The sequence below is a fragment of the Geobacillus sp. B4113_201601 genome, from assembly GCF_001587475.1.
Lineage (GTDB): Bacteria > Bacillota > Bacilli > Bacillales > Anoxybacillaceae > Geobacillus > Geobacillus icigianus.
In genome coordinates this window covers 204,527-221,333 of sequence record NZ_LQYX01000035.1, presented here as the reverse complement: position 1 = coordinate 221,333, position 16,807 = coordinate 204,527, and the positions used below count along the sequence as shown (strand labels likewise).

20 protein-coding genes and 1 pseudogene are annotated in these 16,807 nt (G+C 44.5%); 13 read left to right on the top strand and 8 right to left on the bottom strand.

The genetic code is table 11. From position 1 onward, the window contains the following. A partial coding sequence (locus B4113_RS20350) for a hypothetical protein (protein ID WP_235597962.1) occupies positions 1–260 on the top strand: 260 nt, incomplete at its 5' end. 26 nt (positions 261–286) lie between these two features. On the opposite strand, the gene B4113_RS05600 is transcribed toward B4113_RS20350, so the two are convergent. Further along, positions 287–1,189 carry an RluA family pseudouridine synthase gene (locus B4113_RS05600; protein ID WP_033843190.1) on the bottom strand — a complete coding sequence of 301 codons (903 nt, stop codon included), beginning with the start codon at positions 1,187–1,189 and terminating at the stop codon, positions 287–289. Between the two features lie 139 nt (positions 1,190–1,328). Between B4113_RS05600 and B4113_RS05595 the strand changes: the two genes are divergently transcribed. Further along, the gene (locus B4113_RS05595) at positions 1,329–1,727 is read left to right on the top strand and encodes a YhcU family protein (protein WP_033843192.1); all 399 of its coding nucleotides are present in this window, start codon (positions 1,329–1,331) and stop codon (positions 1,725–1,727) included. Positions 1,728–1,764: 37 nt separating this feature from the next. Here B4113_RS05595 and B4113_RS05590 read toward each other — a convergent pair whose 3' ends face one another. Both B4113_RS05590 and B4113_RS05585 read right to left on the bottom strand, forming a co-directional pair. Then, positions 1,765–2,238, bottom strand: coding sequence for a thioredoxin family protein (locus tag B4113_RS05590; RefSeq protein WP_033843193.1), 474 nt, complete (start codon positions 2,236–2,238; stop codon positions 1,765–1,767). Then, complete coding sequence (locus B4113_RS05585; protein ID WP_033843194.1) at positions 2,235–2,672, bottom strand: disulfide oxidoreductase; 438 nt, start codon at positions 2,670–2,672, stop codon at positions 2,235–2,237. Before B4113_RS05585 ends, B4113_RS05590 begins: the two co-directional genes overlap by 4 nt. Positions 2,673–2,855: 183 nt before the next feature. Here B4113_RS05585 and B4113_RS05580 point away from each other — a divergent pair, with 183 nt between their 5' ends. Beyond that, positions 2,856–3,302: a CBS domain-containing protein gene (locus B4113_RS05580; RefSeq protein ID WP_033018691.1), complete on the top strand. Its 447-nt coding sequence runs from the start codon at positions 2,856–2,858 to the stop codon at positions 3,300–3,302. A 112-nt stretch (positions 3,303–3,414) separates the two neighbouring features. After that, positions 3,415–5,172 carry a phospho-sugar mutase gene (locus B4113_RS05575; protein WP_033843195.1) on the top strand — a complete coding sequence of 586 codons (1,758 nt, stop codon included), beginning with the start codon at positions 3,415–3,417 and terminating at the stop codon, positions 5,170–5,172. 54 nt (positions 5,173–5,226) lie between these two features. Here B4113_RS05575 and B4113_RS05570 read toward each other — a convergent pair whose 3' ends face one another. After that, positions 5,227–5,484, bottom strand: a complete 258-nt coding sequence (locus B4113_RS05570) for a YhdB family protein (protein WP_033018687.1) — start codon at positions 5,482–5,484, stop codon at positions 5,227–5,229. Between the two features lie 180 nt (positions 5,485–5,664). Between B4113_RS05570 and B4113_RS05565 the strand changes: the two genes are divergently transcribed. Beyond that, positions 5,665–5,913, top strand: coding sequence for a hypothetical protein (locus tag B4113_RS05565; RefSeq protein WP_033844791.1), 249 nt, complete (start codon positions 5,665–5,667; stop codon positions 5,911–5,913). A gap of 30 nt (positions 5,914–5,943) precedes the next feature. On the opposite strand, the gene B4113_RS05560 is transcribed toward B4113_RS05565, so the two are convergent. Further along, complete coding sequence (locus B4113_RS05560; RefSeq protein WP_033844792.1) at positions 5,944–6,549, bottom strand: DedA family protein; 606 nt, start codon at positions 6,547–6,549, stop codon at positions 5,944–5,946. 158 nt (positions 6,550–6,707) lie between these two features. On the opposite strand from B4113_RS05560, the pseudogene B4113_RS05555 reads away from it, so the two are divergent. The 5 genes and pseudogenes from B4113_RS05555 to B4113_RS05535 form a co-directional block, all read left to right on the top strand. After that, positions 6,708–7,514 (top strand): annotated as a pseudogene (locus B4113_RS05555) (SpoVR family protein); the annotation flags it as partial. Between the two features lie 296 nt (positions 7,515–7,810). Further along, positions 7,811–9,679 carry an RNA-binding domain-containing protein gene (locus tag B4113_RS05550; RefSeq protein WP_061912297.1) on the top strand — a complete coding sequence of 623 codons (1,869 nt, stop codon included), beginning with the start codon at positions 7,811–7,813 and terminating at the stop codon, positions 9,677–9,679. Positions 9,680–9,831: 152 nt separating this feature from the next. After that, positions 9,832–10,413 carry a transposase gene (locus tag B4113_RS05545; RefSeq protein WP_011230080.1) on the top strand — a complete coding sequence of 194 codons (582 nt, stop codon included), beginning with the start codon at positions 9,832–9,834 and terminating at the stop codon, positions 10,411–10,413. A gap of 317 nt (positions 10,414–10,730) precedes the next feature. Continuing rightward, complete coding sequence (locus tag B4113_RS05540) at positions 10,731–11,204, top strand: PCYCGC domain-containing protein (protein WP_061912296.1); 474 nt, start codon at positions 10,731–10,733, stop codon at positions 11,202–11,204. 136 nt (positions 11,205–11,340) lie between these two features. Continuing rightward, positions 11,341–12,063, top strand: coding sequence for a ZIP family metal transporter (locus B4113_RS05535; RefSeq protein ID WP_020754472.1), 723 nt, complete (start codon positions 11,341–11,343; stop codon positions 12,061–12,063). 163 nt (positions 12,064–12,226) lie between these two features. On the opposite strand, the gene B4113_RS05530 is transcribed toward B4113_RS05535, so the two are convergent. Together B4113_RS05530 and B4113_RS05525 are read right to left on the bottom strand one after the other, a co-directional pair. After that, entirely contained in the window at positions 12,227–13,591 is a 1,365-nt protein-coding gene (locus B4113_RS05530; protein ID WP_061912295.1) for an MATE family efflux transporter, read from the bottom strand. A 12-nt stretch (positions 13,592–13,603) separates the two neighbouring features. Further along, positions 13,604–13,909, bottom strand: coding sequence for a metal-sensing transcriptional repressor (locus tag B4113_RS05525; RefSeq protein ID WP_020754474.1), 306 nt, complete (start codon positions 13,907–13,909; stop codon positions 13,604–13,606). 420 nt (positions 13,910–14,329) lie between these two features. Between B4113_RS05525 and B4113_RS20920 the strand changes: the two genes are divergently transcribed. Continuing rightward, positions 14,330–14,455 carry a hypothetical protein gene (locus B4113_RS20920; RefSeq protein ID WP_020279753.1) on the top strand — a complete coding sequence of 42 codons (126 nt, stop codon included), beginning with the start codon at positions 14,330–14,332 and terminating at the stop codon, positions 14,453–14,455. Positions 14,456–14,478: 23 nt separating this feature from the next. Here B4113_RS20920 and B4113_RS05520 read toward each other — a convergent pair whose 3' ends face one another. Then, complete coding sequence (locus tag B4113_RS05520) at positions 14,479–15,432, bottom strand: cation diffusion facilitator family transporter (protein ID WP_020279752.1); 954 nt, start codon at positions 15,430–15,432, stop codon at positions 14,479–14,481. Between the two features lie 148 nt (positions 15,433–15,580). Here B4113_RS05520 and B4113_RS18560 point away from each other — a divergent pair, with 148 nt between their 5' ends. Together B4113_RS18560 and B4113_RS05515 are read left to right on the top strand one after the other, a co-directional pair. After that, positions 15,581–15,832 carry a metalloregulator ArsR/SmtB family transcription factor gene (locus B4113_RS18560; protein WP_223810962.1) on the top strand — a complete coding sequence of 84 codons (252 nt, stop codon included), beginning with the start codon at positions 15,581–15,583 and terminating at the stop codon, positions 15,830–15,832. 12 nt (positions 15,833–15,844) lie between these two features. Continuing rightward, complete coding sequence (locus B4113_RS05515) at positions 15,845–16,795, top strand: cation diffusion facilitator family transporter (RefSeq protein WP_025039323.1); 951 nt, start codon at positions 15,845–15,847, stop codon at positions 16,793–16,795. Positions 16,796–16,807: the final 12 nt, after the last annotated feature.

Genomic DNA, 16,807 nt, shown 5'->3' with positions numbered 1-16,807 from the left:
CTCGTCGCATCACGATCACCTTTCAAACGATCCCCCATTGCTCAAAAGAAACAACCGTTTTTCACCAGCCTTCTAGAGGGGCGGTGATTGACTCGCGCAACCGCTTCTCAGCATCATTTCTTAAACGGAAAATATGTGTACTTTTTCATCGACCCTATAGAAGGCGAGACGGCCGTGATGGAAAGAGCGGCTTCGCCGTTCCCTCAATTGGTGAACGCTTTGGGGAGCGGCTCTCGTTTTATGGCATCCGCCGGCGGTGAGGCCCCACCGCTGCTTTTTCACTGCTCTATTCGCGAGCGAGGGGCGAGAGATCGACCGGAAAGTCGCTCGTCGGCGCGAGGCAAACGACTTCTTCGTTGGTAAACGGGTGGCGGAATGTCAGTTTAACAGCATGGAGCGCATGGCGATGGAACGATGGTTGGCCGCCATACAGCACGTCGCCGACAAGCGGGTGGCCAAGATGCGCCAAATGGACGCGAATTTGGTGCGTCCGCCCGGTGTCGAGGCTCAGTTCAACGAGCGAGGTCGACGGGAACGTTTCGAGCACGCGATAGTGGGTCACCGCCACGGCTCCGGTTTTTGAGACGCGCCGGCGCGTCGGATGATGGCGGTCGCGGCCGATTGGGGCGGAAATGGTCCCTGATGTTGGCGACAAATGGCCGTGAACAAGGGCGACGTACGTCCGCCTGATGGCGCGGCGGGCGAGCAGTCGATCGAGCGTCGCTCCGGCAAGCGGATGTTTGGCAAATACAATCGCTCCGGAGGTGTCGCGGTCAAGCCGATGGATATGGCGGACTTTGGTCAAGATTCCTTGCGATTGCAAATAAAAAGCAACGGCGTTGGCGAGCGTGCCTGTCTGTCCCGGTTCCGATGGATGAACGTCTAGGCCGGCTTCCTTGTTCAAGACGAGCAAATGGTCGTCCTCCCATAACACGGAAAGCTCCCGGTATTCTGGAATGAGAAGAGACGGCTCCGGTTCGTAGGCGTAAAGCTGCAGACGGTCGCGCTCTTTCAGTTCCGTCCGCCATGAAACCGCTTGGCCGTTCAGTTTGACTCCCTGTTCCATTCGCCACCGATGGGCGAGTTTTTTCGAGGCAGCCCACACCTCTTTCAGCAATTGTTCAATGGTCAACCCGCTCCAGAAACGCGGGATCATGCATTCGAGCCAGTCCCCTTTTCGTTTCCACAAACGTTGTCGCACCTCCCAGTTCCCTGTAGTCGTGGAAACACTTTCTACCTCAATCCCCGCAGCGAATATGATACACTCATAGTATCCGTCTGAACGATGGAAAACGCAAGCATGGCGGCGAGAAAAGGTGGGATGAACGTTGAAAATGATGTATGCGGTAACTCCAGAGCAAGAAAACTATATGCATTATTTGCTCAACTACTTTTACAGCGGGATTTTCCCTTATTACTTTGATGACGAACAAATCCGGCAATTCGAGGAATGGGGTATTCTTTCGCTGGACCACGAGCGTGTTACATACAACGGGACGATGAAGGAAGCGTTCCACATCATCTCGGCATTGCAGTCGCTCATTACGGTGATCGAGTGGATCGGGGAGCGAGGGAAATGCGAGCCGTATGAATGGTTGTTTGTCCGCAATCAAACCATTTTGGCCCGCTATGGCATCACGTTCCCTTTTCAAGCGAACCAATTCGCCAAAAAGCGCGCGTTCCCGTGCAGCCAGTACGTTCCTGCGGCCAGCGAGTGGGTGATGTAAACGGACAAGGAGCCTAGCCGAAAGGCGCAGCTCCTCTTTATTTTGACCGGGAAATGGAGGAGAAAAACTCACGGAACGTTTGCTCATCATGGTACCCTTCGATTCGCTTCGTCTCTTTGCCGCCCTCGTAGTGGACGATCGTCGGGGTCGCTTCAATGCGGTAATCGTCCCAACCTTCTTCGAATTCAAGCAAGTTGAACAGCTGCAATTCAATGCCGAGTTGTTTGGCCAACGGCACGACAATGGGAGTCGTCCGCTGGCAATGCGGACATAACGGGCTGTAAAAGTAGACGGTCAGCGACTTGCCCGCGGCCAACTCCCGTTTGAGCTCGGCGGGCAAAACGATGTTGCGGTAGTTTGGGTCATCAAGCTGATCGACGGTGGCCGGATGCAAACGGTTTTTATGGAATGGATTTCCTTCTGATTCTTCTTTTTGCTCCAGCTTTGTCATCCAAGCAATAACGGCAAACAAAACAGCGACCAACCCACCCCAGATCACCAGTTTTTTCAAACGTTGTTCCTCCTTTTTTGCTGGCGCATCACGGCAACGCTTAGCAATGCGATGATCAAAAAAGCGGTAAGGGCCAGAAACGGGATGGTAATGAAACCTAGCCAGTTCATGTATTGCCCTGTGCACGGGATGCGGCCGCATTGGATGGCGTAATGCTGAAAAACAGGTATTTTTTGCAAAGCGTAATGATAGAGCGAAATCAAGCCCCCGATCACCGATAACGCCAAACTGTAACGGGCGGTGGAAAACTCCTTGCGGACGATGGCGATCCCTAAAATGATGACTTGCGGATACATGAAAATGCGCTGAAACCAACATAAGTCACACGGAATAAAGCCGAGCACTTCGGAAAAATACAAACTCCCTAGCGTGGCGACCAGCGCTGTCACCCAAGCGGCCAGCAGCAAGTTTTCCGCGCGTGTCTCCTTTTTCACTCCCGTTCACCTTCTTTCGTTCGCGCGCAAGAAATGTGGTTCACCTTTTCCTTTGCGGCTCAGCTTCATTATAATCGACCGAAATCGATGCGTCCATCAACAAGAAAGGGGAGAACGGCATTATTTTCTACCTATATCGTTCGGCAAACGAGCCAAACTAATCGGTGAAAGGGGAGGATCACATTGACGAACAACAGCGGAACGAAAGTGCAAGACATTATGACGAAAAACGTCGCGACCATTTCGCCGAATCAAACGGTGCAAGAAGCAGCGCAAATTATGAGCCAAAAAAATATCGGCGCGCTTCCGGTTGTGGAAAACGGGCAAGTGAAAGGGATGATCACCGACCGCGACATTACGTTGCGCGTATCGTCCCAAGGGAAAAACCCGGCGACCGTCAAAGTCGCTGAGGTGATGACGAATCAAGTCGTCACCGGCACGCCGAACATGAGCGTTCAAGATGCCGCTAACGTCATGGCGCAGCATCAAGTTCGTCGCTTGCCGATCGTTGAAAACAACCAGCTTCAAGGCATCGTTGCTTTAGGGGACATCGCCACGAACAGCGCTTCGAATGAAGCGGCGGAACAAGCGTTGACCAACATTTCTGAGCCGTCGCAGCCACAAGGCTAGCCGTAGAAAAAGGATGCCTTTATTGTCGAGGCATCCTTTTCCTTTTGGCAGGTATATTGTATGATGGGAACGAATACATAAACAGGAGAAAGAAAAACGGGAGGGAAAATGGATGGAATGGAGACAAAAATACGAACAATGGCTCCGCGAACCGCAGTTGCATCCGGAATTGCGGCAACGCCTAGAGCAGCGTCGCGACGATGAACGGTGGCTCGAAGATTGCTTTTACAAAAATCTCGAGTTTGGCACCGGCGGCATGCGCGGGGAACTCGGCCCCGGAACGAATCGCATGAACATCTATACGGTCCGGAAAGCGTCAGAAGGATTGGCCCGATACATACAATCGTTTGGCGATGAAGCGAAGCGGCGCGGTGTCGTGATCGCTTATGATTCGCGGCATCAATCGCCGGAATTCGCGATGGAGGCGGCGAAAACGTTGGCCACAAACGGCATTCAAGCGTATGTATTTGACCAATTGCGCCCGACGCCGGAGCTGTCGTTTGCCGTTCGGCACTTGCGGGCGTTTGCCGGCATCGTCATCACCGCGAGCCATAATCCGCCGGAATACAACGGCTATAAAGTGTACGGCGAAGACGGCGGACAACTGCCGCCCGCTGTCGCCGATGAGGTCATCCGTTATGTCAATGAAGTGGAGAATGAGATCGCTGTTTGTGTTGAGGATGAGGAAGTATTAAAGCAAAAAGGACTGATTCGGATCATCGGCAAAGAAATCGATGACGCGTACATTGACGCCGTCAAAACGATTTCGCTGCATCCGGAGCTGGCCAAGGAAACAAAGATGACGATCGTGTTTACGCCCCTTCACGGCACGGCAAACAAGCCGGTGCGCCGCGCGCTCGTCGAGCTCGGTTACCAAAACGTCTTTGTCGTCAAGGAACAAGAACAGCCGGATCCGAACTTTTCAACCGTCGCTTCGCCCAATCCGGAAGAGCATGCAGCGTTTGCCATGGCGATCGAGCTTGGCGAACAAGTGAACGCCGATCTGCTCATCGCCACTGATCCGGACGCGGATCGGCTCGGTATTGCGGTAAAAAATGGGGAAGGGGAGTACATCGTCTTAACCGGCAACCAAACGGGCGCGCTGCTGCTTCATTATTTACTGTCGCAGCGCAAAGAAAAGGGGTTGCTTCCACCCAATGGGGTCGTCTTAAAGACGATTGTCACGTCCGAGTTTGGGCGGGCGATCGCCGCCTCGTTCGGTTTGGAGACGGTCGATACGCTGACCGGGTTCAAATTCATCGGGGAAAAAATCAAGGAATACGAACAGACGGGACAGTATGTGTTCCAGTTCGGGTATGAAGAAAGCTACGGGTATTTGATCGGCGACTTCGTTCGCGATAAAGATGCCGTGCAGGCGGCTGTCCTAGCGGCGGAAGTGTGCGCTTTTTACAAGCAGCAAGGGCTGTCGTTGTATGAAGGGCTTCTTCAATTGTTTGCCAAATACGGCTACTATCGTGAAGGGCAACAATCGCTCACGTTAAAGGGGAAAGAAGGAGCGGAGGCGATCGCCGCGATTTTGGCTTCGTTCCGGCAGCAGCCGCCGGTGGAGGTCACGGGGAAAAAGGTGACGGTGATCGAGGATTACAAAACAAGGGAGCGGACGAACACAGTCACCGGAGAGAAAACGGCGCTCACCCTCCCGGCTTCGAACGTGTTGAAATACGTATTGGAGGATGGCTCGTGGTTTTGTTTGCGTCCGTCAGGGACGGAACCGAAAATGAAAGCGTACTTTGGCGTGAAAGGGACATCGCTCCAAGACAGCGAGGAGAAGTTGGCCACGCTGACGGGTGCCGTCATGCGGCGAGTGCACGACGTCCTGCGCGCGGTGTCGCCTTCTTACGCTCCGTAACGGGCGGACAAACAGCGGCGGGGAATTGGACGAAAAACCAATTCCCCGCTTGCTTTAGGAGTAAAAATGGGCGTACGCCTCCGTCCCCGTTTGTTGTTCGCTGACTTCAAGGGCATGATCGATGTAGCGCAACAGAGCGTGGAGCCGCTCTTGAATGATCGAGTAATCATGCTCGAAATTATAAGCGTGAAGGAACTTTTCGATTTTTTTGGATAGCATATCATCGGGCGTGCGCACCATTAAAATCAGCAAATTGTCCCATTCCGAGCGATGCGTGTAATAGAGCGCCTTATCGTAGTCGACGGTGTTCAAGCGGCATGCCTCCTTTGTTGGGAAGGAGTCATTGTTAGTGTATGACGCCCTCCGTTTTTGTTGCCCTGTAAATGTTGTGACAGAAGGTAAAATATAAATTATACCCGAAACGGAGGAGAAAAAAGAAAAGAAAATATTGCAATTTTGTGACAAGAATAGTATCCTCTAAGTAAGGGGATGATGAGAATGAATCAACGACATGAAGGACAACAAATGACCAACATGTGCAAATGGATGGCGTCCGTCGGCTTAACGGTCGGAACAGCGCTTTTTTTGCTCAGTTTTATCGCAAACGCTTACAACAAAGACTTTTTCCTTACCATTGTCAGCCTTGGAATTATCGGCGCTTCGATGGTGATGTTCGGGTTCGGCTTGTTCATCGGTCTGCTCATGGAGACGTATCGCCGCGATTCGACCGAACACGTATAGCAGGAGCCGAAAAACGAAAAACACCGGCGTTCAGTCCGGTGTTTTTCGTTTTTGTTGTACCCACCACCAGAAGAGGGCGGAGCTGAAAGCGATCACGAAGGCGAGAAGAAAAAACGGGCGATAGGCGTGGAGGTATTGTTTGACGGCCGTCCAGCGGCTTTCAAAATAAGCGCCGATCGTCAAAAACACCGCCACCCACACCATGGCTCCGCTGTAGGCAAATAGGGCAAACTTTCGCCATTGGTAGGCGTTCGTCCCGGCCCAAAAAGCGGCGAGATGCCGAACGCCGGGGATGAAATAGCAAATAAACAGGACAGTTGGACCGAGTTTCGCAAATAGCGCTTTCGTTTGCTCGAGCCGTTTTTCCGTCACGTGGAGCTTAGGACCAAATCTGTGTAAAAACGGTAACCCGAGCGTAATCCCGAGCGTGTAGCTGAGCGAGATGCCTATAACGGCGCCAAGCCAGCAAAAAAGGAAAGTGAGCGGATAGGAAAACGAACCGGTCGATACGCGGTAGCCGGCATAAGTCAGCAGCAATTCATCAGGAATCGGCAGCCCGACGATGCCGAGCATGAGCGCGATCATAATGCCGATATAGCCGAAATGGTCGATGAGATGGTGCAAATAATGTTGCAAATAACCACCACGCTTTGCCGCAATTTCTTGTATATGACCATTATAAGCCAACGGTCCCCAAATGAAAATGGGGCGCTGCGCGTTCATGACAAACGATCGAACGTATCAAACCGCCGTTTCCCTCATACATTGTGGTAAGAAGAAAAGGGGGGAATTGGATGCGGCAGGACGAGCTGAAAGAGCTGGAGCGGGCGATTGCGGAGATTACGGAAATTGCCGAAGGATTTGGCCTTGATTTTTATCCAATGCGCTATGAAATTTGCCCCGCGGACATTATTTACACGTTTGGCGCCTACGGCATGCCAACGCGATTTTCCCATTGGAGCTTTGGCAAACAGTTTTACAAAATGAAACTGCACTACGACTTAGGATTAAGCAAAATTTACGAACTCGTCATCAACTCGGACCCTTGCTACGCGTTTTTGCTTGATACGAATACGCTGATCCAAAACAAACTGATCGTCGCCCATGTGTTGGCGCACAGCGACTTTTTCAAAAACAACGTCCGCTTCAGCAACACAAAGCGCGATATGGTGGAAAGCATGGCGGCGACAGCAGAGCGAATCAAGCATTACGAACATCAATACGGAAAACTGGAAGTGGAGAAATTTTTAGACGCCGTCTTGGCGATTCAAGAGCATATCGATCCCTCGCTCTTGCGTCCGAAGCTGTCGTGGACGTGGGAAGATACGGAAGTGTATGAAGAAGAAGAGGAGGCGAAAACGCCAACGCCGTATGACGATCTCTGGTCGCTTGATGAGCGAAACAAGCCAAAAACGCCGCCGCGCAAAAAACGGCGCAAGTTTCCGCCGCAGCCGGAAAAAGATGTGCTGTTGTTCATTGAAGAATACAGCCGTGAGCTGGAGGACTGGCAGCGCGACATTTTGACGATGATGCGCGAAGAAATGTTGTATTTCTGGCCGCAGCTCGAGACGAAAATCATGAACGAAGGCTGGGCTTCGTTTCGCAAAGGAGCTTAAATATGTAAATGAGAAATCACTTGTATACGAAAGTGATTTTTTTATTTTCTTGATGTTAAAATGTTTAAATATTGCACATTTGATTAATGGTTTGCTGCATGGTTCGATAATGTTTAGTGATCATGCTAAAATAACGTTTGTAATACATTTTGGTTAACCATAGATTTCTTTGACAAATGGGAAATTGTATAATTTGTTAAATGTTAAAAGGATTGTTTCTTTTCTTTGTCAAATAATTTGTAGTAAATAATATTAGAAATTTAAAGGGGATATATGGCGGAATGGACGCAAAGGATTTGTTACGTATTATAGACGATGGGGAAAATGCCGAATTGGAATGTAAAGCAGCCAAAGGTGGTCTGCCGAAAGATGTTTGGGAAACGTATTCTGCTTTTGCAAATACAAATGGCGGTATTATTTTGCTTGGGGTCGAGCAAAAAGGACAAGAGTTTTTCCCAGTCCATGTTGATGCAAAAAAGTTAGTTAAAGACTTTTGGGACGGAATTAATAATCCACAAAGAATTAGCAAAAATATCTTAGTGGATCGAAATGTAGAAATTGTTGAAGTTGATGGGAAAGAAATCGTGAAAATTTATGTTCCAAGGGCTTCACGTGAGGACAAGCCAATTTATATTGGTCATAATCCTTTTACAGGTACATATCGCCGCAATTATGAAGGGGATTATAAATGTACTAAGGAAGAAGTACAACGAATGATAGCGGACCAGTCGCCAATTCCTCAAGACAGCAAAGTTCTTCCCAATTACGGTTTAAATGATTTGAATATGGAATCGGTGAGAAGTTATCGAAATCGCTTTTCTTCTTTGAAACCAGATCATCCTTGGAATGGTTTAGAACTGAAGGAATTTTTATATAAAATTGGAGCTTTGGGAAGGCTACGCGAAACCAACGAGGAAGGGCTAACATTAGCCGGGTTGCTCATGTTTGGGGAAGAGCGCAGTATTACAGAGTATTTACCGCAGTATTTTTTGGAATATCGGGAAAAGAGTTCGGATGTGCCAGGAGATAGATGGACAGATCGGATTATTTCTTCCGATGGCACTTGGTCGGGGAATTTGTATGATTTTTATTTCAAAGTGATCCGTAGACTAACGGATGATTTAAACATTCCTTTTCAAATGGAGGGGCTTTTTCGCAAGGATGATACAAGGGTGCATGCTGCTCTTCGTGAGGCTTTAGTTAATACGTTGGCTCATGCCGATTACTACGGGCAACGCGGAATTGTTGTCGAAAAGGAAAAGATGTTATTTCGATTTTCTAACCCGGGTGTTCTTCGGATTCCTTTGCAACAAGCACTAAAAGGTGAAATAAGCGATCCGAGAAATCCAACCATTTTTAAAATGTTTATGTTAATTGGGCTCGGTGAACGAGCAGGATCAGGGATTGAGAATATTCATTTGGCGTGGAAAGAACAACATTGGACTGCCCCGGAATTAATCGAAGAATTTCAGCCGGATCGCACAATTCTTACGTTACGAACAACTTCATTGTTACCGCAGGAAAGCGTCGATTTTCTAAAAGCAGTTCTTGGGAAACAGTATAAATGGTTAACCAATGATGAAGTATTAATTTTAGTGACAGCACATCAAGAAAATTATGTGACCAATACGAGATTGCAAAGCCTGACAGATAAAAAGAGTGATGAAATAAGCAAATTATTATCCGGACTGGTGGAAAAAGGATATTTAGAACCAAATGGACAAGGAAGAGGTACAAAATATAAGCTAACGGAAATGTTTTATCAAAAGTCTATAGGGAACTCCAGATATAATCGAATAAGCTCCGGACCTAGTGCTAATAACTCCGGACCTAACGCTGCTAACTCCGGACCTAACGAAAACGAACAAACAAAAGATCATGAAAAAGTGCTATTGGATATTTCTGAATTGGCAAGAAAGAAAAAGAGATTACATCCTTCCGAAATGGATGAGATCATTTTAAATCTTTGTGCAATTAAGCCGTTAACGCTCAAAGAATTAAGTGAATTACTGAATAGGCAGATGGATCCTCTTCGCAAAAAGTACATTTCACGATTGCTTAAGGAAGGAAAGTTAGAACTGCTATATCCGGAGCAAGTAAATCATCCGAAACAAGCATATATGACACGATCTCTTTTTAACCAGCATTAGGATATTGGATTCCTAATGCTGGTTTATTGTTATTAGACAAATTTCTCGATGATGTATAAAAGTTTGTGTAAAACATTTTGCTAGAACAAAAGAAAAAAGGTAGGGTATTCTCTGATTGGACCAAAAATCTTAGAGAAAGGAGAACCCTACCTATGTCTAAAAGAAGTATACCGAATGTCGACTGGGCAAATCAACTGGAAAGTGTTATTCGTCAATTTGTGAAAGAAAAATTAGAGCTGATTATGAGGGAAGAAATCAAACATTTCCTCGAAATCGAACAGGCTCGAACACCGAATAGGAGAAACGGCTGCTATCTCCGTTGTGTTCGGAAAAAAGATCAATTCGAAATGGCGGAGGACCTGAAACTCATTTATCGTTCTCCGAATAAAGAAATCGCATTGGAGATGTTTCAACAGTTTCAATCCAAATGGTCTCACAAATACCCAAGGGAAGTCCAATCGTGGGCAAATGAGTTGGATGTCCTTCTCACCTTTATGGACTATCCGAGCAGTATTCGAAGTGTGATTTATACAACCAATGCCATTGAACGAACGATCAAAGAGATTCGGAAACGTCTAAAGCCGATGAACAGTTTGAGCAGTTTAGAAGCCGCGGAAAAAGTCGTGTATTTGACCATCCAAGATTTTAATGAGAAATGGGCAGGGCGAAAGTTAAGAGGATTTGCCGAAGCACAGGAAGCCCTCGAGCGAATGTTTGAAGAACGTTACAATTAACCAAATAATGTAAATATCAAACCAATACGATAAGGGGATTCTCCCTTTCTGCGCAATAGACTGAATATTCAGTCCCTCGTGTGGAGGAAACTAGTCCCCTATCCATTCCAAATCCATTTCAGAGATACCCTATCTATCTTGCATTACACAAAATTCTTGACGGTACCTATTATAACTGATCATATTATAGTTGACTAATATAATATGTTGATTTAGCTTTATAAATTGACAATATTTTGAACAATTTATTATTACGCTGAATATGTCCGCCCCTTATGATATATTAGTCATGTCTAATGTTATAAGAGGTGACAAGGATGAAATATAAGGGAATGATTGTTTTACTTCTGCTCACTTTGATCATTTCGGCTTGCAGTTCCAATAAAGAACAATCACATCAAGAGTATTCTTCCAATGGGGATTTGCAAGAAAAAACTGCTTCTGCTGACGTTTTACCGACCTTTTTGAAAGGTCAAAGTGAAGAGGTCCGCTTGGTATATCAAGCTGCTGGCAAATCAATAGAGTTGTTACAATGGATTCCTTGTTATTGCGGTTGTGCCGAGAGTGCGGGACATAAAAGTAGTATGAATTGCTTTGTCAAAAAAATCAATAAAGATGGTTCTGTTGTCTGGGATGACCACGGTACTCGTTGTGGTGTTTGCTTACAAATCGCAGCGGAATCCATTAAAATGAAACAAGAAGGTAAGTCTATAAAGGAAATTCGCCATTACATTGATGAAAAGTACAAAGAAGGTTACGCAAAACCAACTAAAACTCCAATGCCTTTATAATAAACAAACCTCACTTTTCCGAAAACGAAGGCTTTACAATCCTCCCACGGTGGAGGATTTTTTGTTTTCTTAAGGCATATTTTATAAGTTTGGCAGATATAAAAGTAAAGACAACTTAGTACAAGGGGGATGATGGATGAACTCACTTTGGCTTTTAGGGTTTTCTGCTTCTGCTATTGGAATGTTATCTGGCGGAGTGATTGCTTGGTTGTTTAAAGGCTGGCAAAAAGGAACGCCAACCATTTTTTCAGTATGTAGTGGTATGATATTTGGACTGGTCACGATGGAAATTTTGCCTGAAAGCATAGAAATTGGAGGTTGGTTTATTGCTATTGTCGGATTGATTTTTGGTTATTTTATTTATAAGCATCTAGAAAAGGTTTCTCATCATGTGATCATTATTACCAATGACGCTAAAAAAGACTTATTTGTACATTCTGGTCTATTTTTAACATTCAGTATTGCCCTACACAATTTTCCAACAGGCATCGCACTTGGAGCCAATACTCACGATTCATTGACTAAACCAATGATGACTGCGATTATGCTTCACAATATTCCAGAAGGTATTGCTGTTTTTACTCCCTTGCTGATGGCTGGGTTTGGAATTCTCAGCATCATACTTGGGGCAACCATAGCCTCCGCCCCCGTAGGAGTTGGAGCCTTCATAGGAAGCAATTATGGAATGGGGGTCCCTTGGCTAGTAGCAATGATTATCGCGTTGGCGATGGGGGTCATGCTTTCCGTGACGGGAAAAGAGATTTTCGGAACAGCTTTACGCACATCTACAAAAATATACTGCGTTATCATAGCTATAATCGGTTTTGTATTGGTTTCATTTTACTTATTTTTTCTGTAGGCTCTGTTAAAAGCATGGTTGTTTTCCATGGAAAGACGAATGAACTCCCATCATCTGTGGTGAAGCTCGCTCTAAGGATGACTAACTGGCAATAATGTTCCATTATAGGTATAGTTTTTTTGGGGTAAAGATTTTCGATAGAACCTTTCCCCCATTTATTTGATTAGTGCTGATATTCTCCTTGATTAGATAGATAAAACATTCGCTTTTTAAACATAAAGAACAAAAAGATGGCACGAACAAATAAATCTATAGCTATCGATAACCAAACACCAACTATACCCATTCCTAATTGAATTCCCAATATATAAACACCTACAACACGAATGATCCACATTCCTATAGCTGTACTGTACATTGGACTTTTGGTATCTCCTGCCCCCTGTAAAGCACCTGCTAAAACTAAGCCAACAGCCAACGCTGGTTGAGCAAATGCATCAATTCTTAATGCCGTAGTCACCATATCGATTGCGTTTTTATCTGTGGTAAACCAAGCTGCGAACCAAGGTGAAAAGAAAAACAATATAATTCCGACGAAGGACATAAACCCTACGGCAATTCCTGTGGTTAGCATTCCGTATTTATAAGCTTCTTTTTCAAGTTTAGCCCCAATGCTTTGCCCTACCAATGTCGTAGCAGCTACAGCTAAGCCATAACCCGGCATATAAGAAAAGGTTTCAATATTTCCTGCAATTGTATGAGCGGCATAGGTTTCGGTACCGATTCGGACAATCAATCCAAAATAGAGTACCTGACCCAAACGCATAATAAGCCTTTCTGCTGCTGCCGGTCCAGATAACTTTAAAATTGGAGAAGTAAATGATTTACTTGACGTACCGCCAAAAATCGAGAAAGAAACTTTGGACTTTTTAATGTAATAATAAAGAGCGATTGCACCTAGAATACGAACAATTACCGTTGCCCAAGCTGCACCGGCAACCCCAAACCCATTAAACCATAGTCCGAATATGAGGATGTAATCTAATGCAATATGAATAAAATTAATCCACCAACTAACTTTCATTGGTGTTTTTGTATCCCCAGCAGCTCTTAAAATACTTCCAAAAATAAACATAAGGGAAATGAAAATGGATGGTCCCGCAACAATACGAAAATAAACGGTTCCATCAGCCAAAACATTGGGTTCCGCACCCATTATTCGAAGTAGTGGTTCAGCAAACAATAAAGTAATAATACCCAATAATAAGCCTGCTATAGAAGAAATCCAAGTTGATTGTTTTGCTACAGCCTTTGCCTTTTCAAAATCCCCGGCTCCTATATAACGAGCAACAAGCGAGGACGTACCTACTCCGATTGCCATAAAAACCGCGATATATACAGCTAAGACAGCATTAGCCACACCAACTGCGGTGACTTCATTTAATCCGAGTTTAGAAACAAAAAGAGTATCGACAAAACCAACCACAGTTTGGAGAATATTTTCAATCATGGCTGGAACAGCCAAGGAAATGATCATGGAAATCTTTTGTTTGGTTGTTTGCTCCTGAATAATGCGTTCTGAAAGCATACCAATCACTTCCTAACGTATGAAATTATCTAAAGCTTTTTTTAAATCGTTTAATACTTGATCTTCATTGCCTTGGTGTACGGCATCAACAAGACAACTTTCCATATGGTCTGCAAAGATCACTTTTGCCGTGCTATCCAAAGCTTTTCTAACTGCTGCAATTTGCAAAAGAATATCTGGACAATCACGCCCTTCAGCAGCCATTTCCTTAATAGCTCTAACGTGTCCTTCGATTCTTGCTAATCGGTTAATAACTTGTTTTCGGTATTTATGTTCATGATTGTGTCGATGACTATGTTCACGATTTTTTTCACTCATACTAATCCCTCCTTAAATAATAATATCCCCCCATGGGGGATATGTCATTATAAAAAATCCCACCTAAAAAAGATGAATCTTTACATCATGAAGTCACCTATTGCACTAACGGGAATCGATAGTTCAAGATGGAAAAGAAAAAAGACCGACATAAAATAACGGGTTCAGTTAAGAGGTGGAAAGATTAAAATGACAAGCAAATTGGCGTTCAAACTTAAAACAGTTTTGGAACGTCTTTTTTCTTGTCATATCACAAGACATCGCTAAAAATATGAAAGCGGATGTGACACAACTAAAATGTGGGGATGATATGGTATACAGAACGTAACAAGGAGGATGCTAAAAATGAAACCCAAAACGAACAATAAAAAGCGGTCATTTTGAATCGATCGATAAACTGCATTCATACGGAGGTTTCTAATGAACAGGGATAAAGACAAGAAAGAAACAGAAAAAAAAGAGGAACAAATACAACAAACAAGTAATGAGGATAACGTCATACGGGAACTTGAAGAAGAATTTACAAAAGATGTGCTGATATTTTAAAGGACAGCTCACTGCTGTCCTTTTTATACCCTTAAATCGGCATGTTGCAAGTCCGATTTTTCCACTTGAATGGTCGTATGCAAGATGTGAAATTCTTCTTCAATCCGTTGGATAGACTGTTTCAAAATGTCCTGACTATCCTTGGTATCATCGATGAGCAAATGGCAACTGAGCGAATCCAACCCAGAGGTGATTGTCCAGACGTGTAAATCGTGAACATCTTTTACCCCCTCAATGGACTGAAGCGTTTGCTTTACTTTCTCCATATCAATGGTAATCGGCGTTCCTTCCATCAGGATGTGGAAGGAGCTGCTTACTACACCCCAAGCGCTTTTTAGGATTAATAGCGACACGACAACACTGATGATGGGGTCAGCCACATACCAGCCGAAGAAGTACATTACAATCCCTGCCACGATTGCCCCAACTGCACCTAATGCATCAGAGATAATATGCAAATAGGCACTTCGCACATTTACATTTTCTTTGGTATCACTCTTTTTTGTTAAAATAAATGCGCTAGTCATGTTTGCCAACAATCCAATGGTAGCAATGAGCATCATTGTACCACTTGAGACTGTTGGAGGTTCAAAAAAACGTTTATAAGCTTCGTAAGAAATAAATCCCGCAATGACGAATAAGAGCAGTCCATTCAACAGAGCTGCCAGTATTTCAAATCGGTAAAAACCGTATGTTTTTCGTGGAGAAGGTGGTCTTGCGGCGAACCACATAGCGACTAAGCTCAAAGCTAGAGAGCCAATATCGCTTAACATATGCCCTGCGTCTGATAATAATGCTAGGCTATTCGTCAATAGTCCGCCAAAGAACTCCAAAACCGTTATCCCCGAAGTAATAAGAAGAGCGATCATTAATCCCTTTTTGTTATCCGGTACGTGGGAATGATTATGATTGTGTCCCATATCATCAGCCTCCTTCCATTCATTATGAGCTAAATCATACATTTTCATTAAAAACATTTCCTAAACTTGACAAAAAAATGAATGTAAAATATGATACATACATATGAACATATGCTCATATATAATAAATAAGGTGAGGGAAATCATCATGAAGACAGAAGACCATTCTTTCTTAAAATCTGAAACCATTGAAAATGTATCGTAAATATTTAAGGTATTATCTGATCCAACAAGAATCAAAATTCTTTATTTGTTATCGCAAGAAGAGTGCAATGTCAATCACATTGCAGAAGTGTTGGAAATGTCTCAATCAGCCGTTTCCCATCAGCTTAGTATGTTACGAAATCTGAGACTGGTTAAGTATCGCCGTGAAGGAAAAACACTGTTTTACTCCTGCGATGACGAACACGTTATTTCATTATTAAAACAAGCCATTGACCATGCTGAACATCATTAAGGAGGCAATTTTATCGTGCATCATCACCACCATCATTCTCACGACCACCATGGTCATCACCATCACCACGGACACCATCACCACGACCACGGCAGAGAAGGTAATAAAAAAGGGCTTACGATTGCCCTTCTCATTACCGCTGGAATTATGTTATTAGAGTTTTTTGGAGGTTTAATCACAAACAGCCTAGCCCTTCTTTCTGACTCTGGTCATATGCTTAGTGATGCCAGTTCACTTGTTCTTAGCTTAGTTGCAATTTGGTTTGCCACCAAACCAGCTTCCCCAAATAAAACGTATGGCTTTTATCGTTTTGAAATTTTAGCCGCTTTATTTAATGGAGTTACCTTGTTTGTTATCGCTGGGTTTATCGTATGGGAGGCTATTCAGCGTTTTTACAACCCACCAACCGTAGCTAGCGGCTCTATGATGCTGATTGCGTCCATTGGACTTTTTGCCAATCTTTTAAGTGCCTGGGCGTTAATGAAAAAAGGGGATGTAAAAAATAATGTCAATCTGCGTAGTGCCTATCTTCATGTGATCGGTGACGCTTTGGGTTCCGTAGGTGCTATCATCGCTGGGCTTGTCATGTGGCTCTTTAGTTGGTATGTCGCTGACCCCATTATTTCCATTTTGGTTGCCTTATTAATCTTGAAAGGCGCTTGGGGAGTGATTAAACATACGGTTCACATTTTGATGGAAGGAACGCCAATTACCATTGACCAAAATGAAGTGAAAAAAGCCTTAGAAAGTATTGAAGGAGTGATTAACGTTCACGACCTTCATATTTGGACAATTACTTCAGGGTTAGACTCATTAAGTTGCCATATTTTGATTGAAGATCATCAAGACAGCCAAAAGGTTTTACAAGAAGCGATCCATTTTATTGAGGACCACTTTAAAATTCAGCATGCAACCATTCAAATTGAAACCTCTCAAATCCATCACGGGGAAATGAAAGTTTAATCCTTTTCAGAA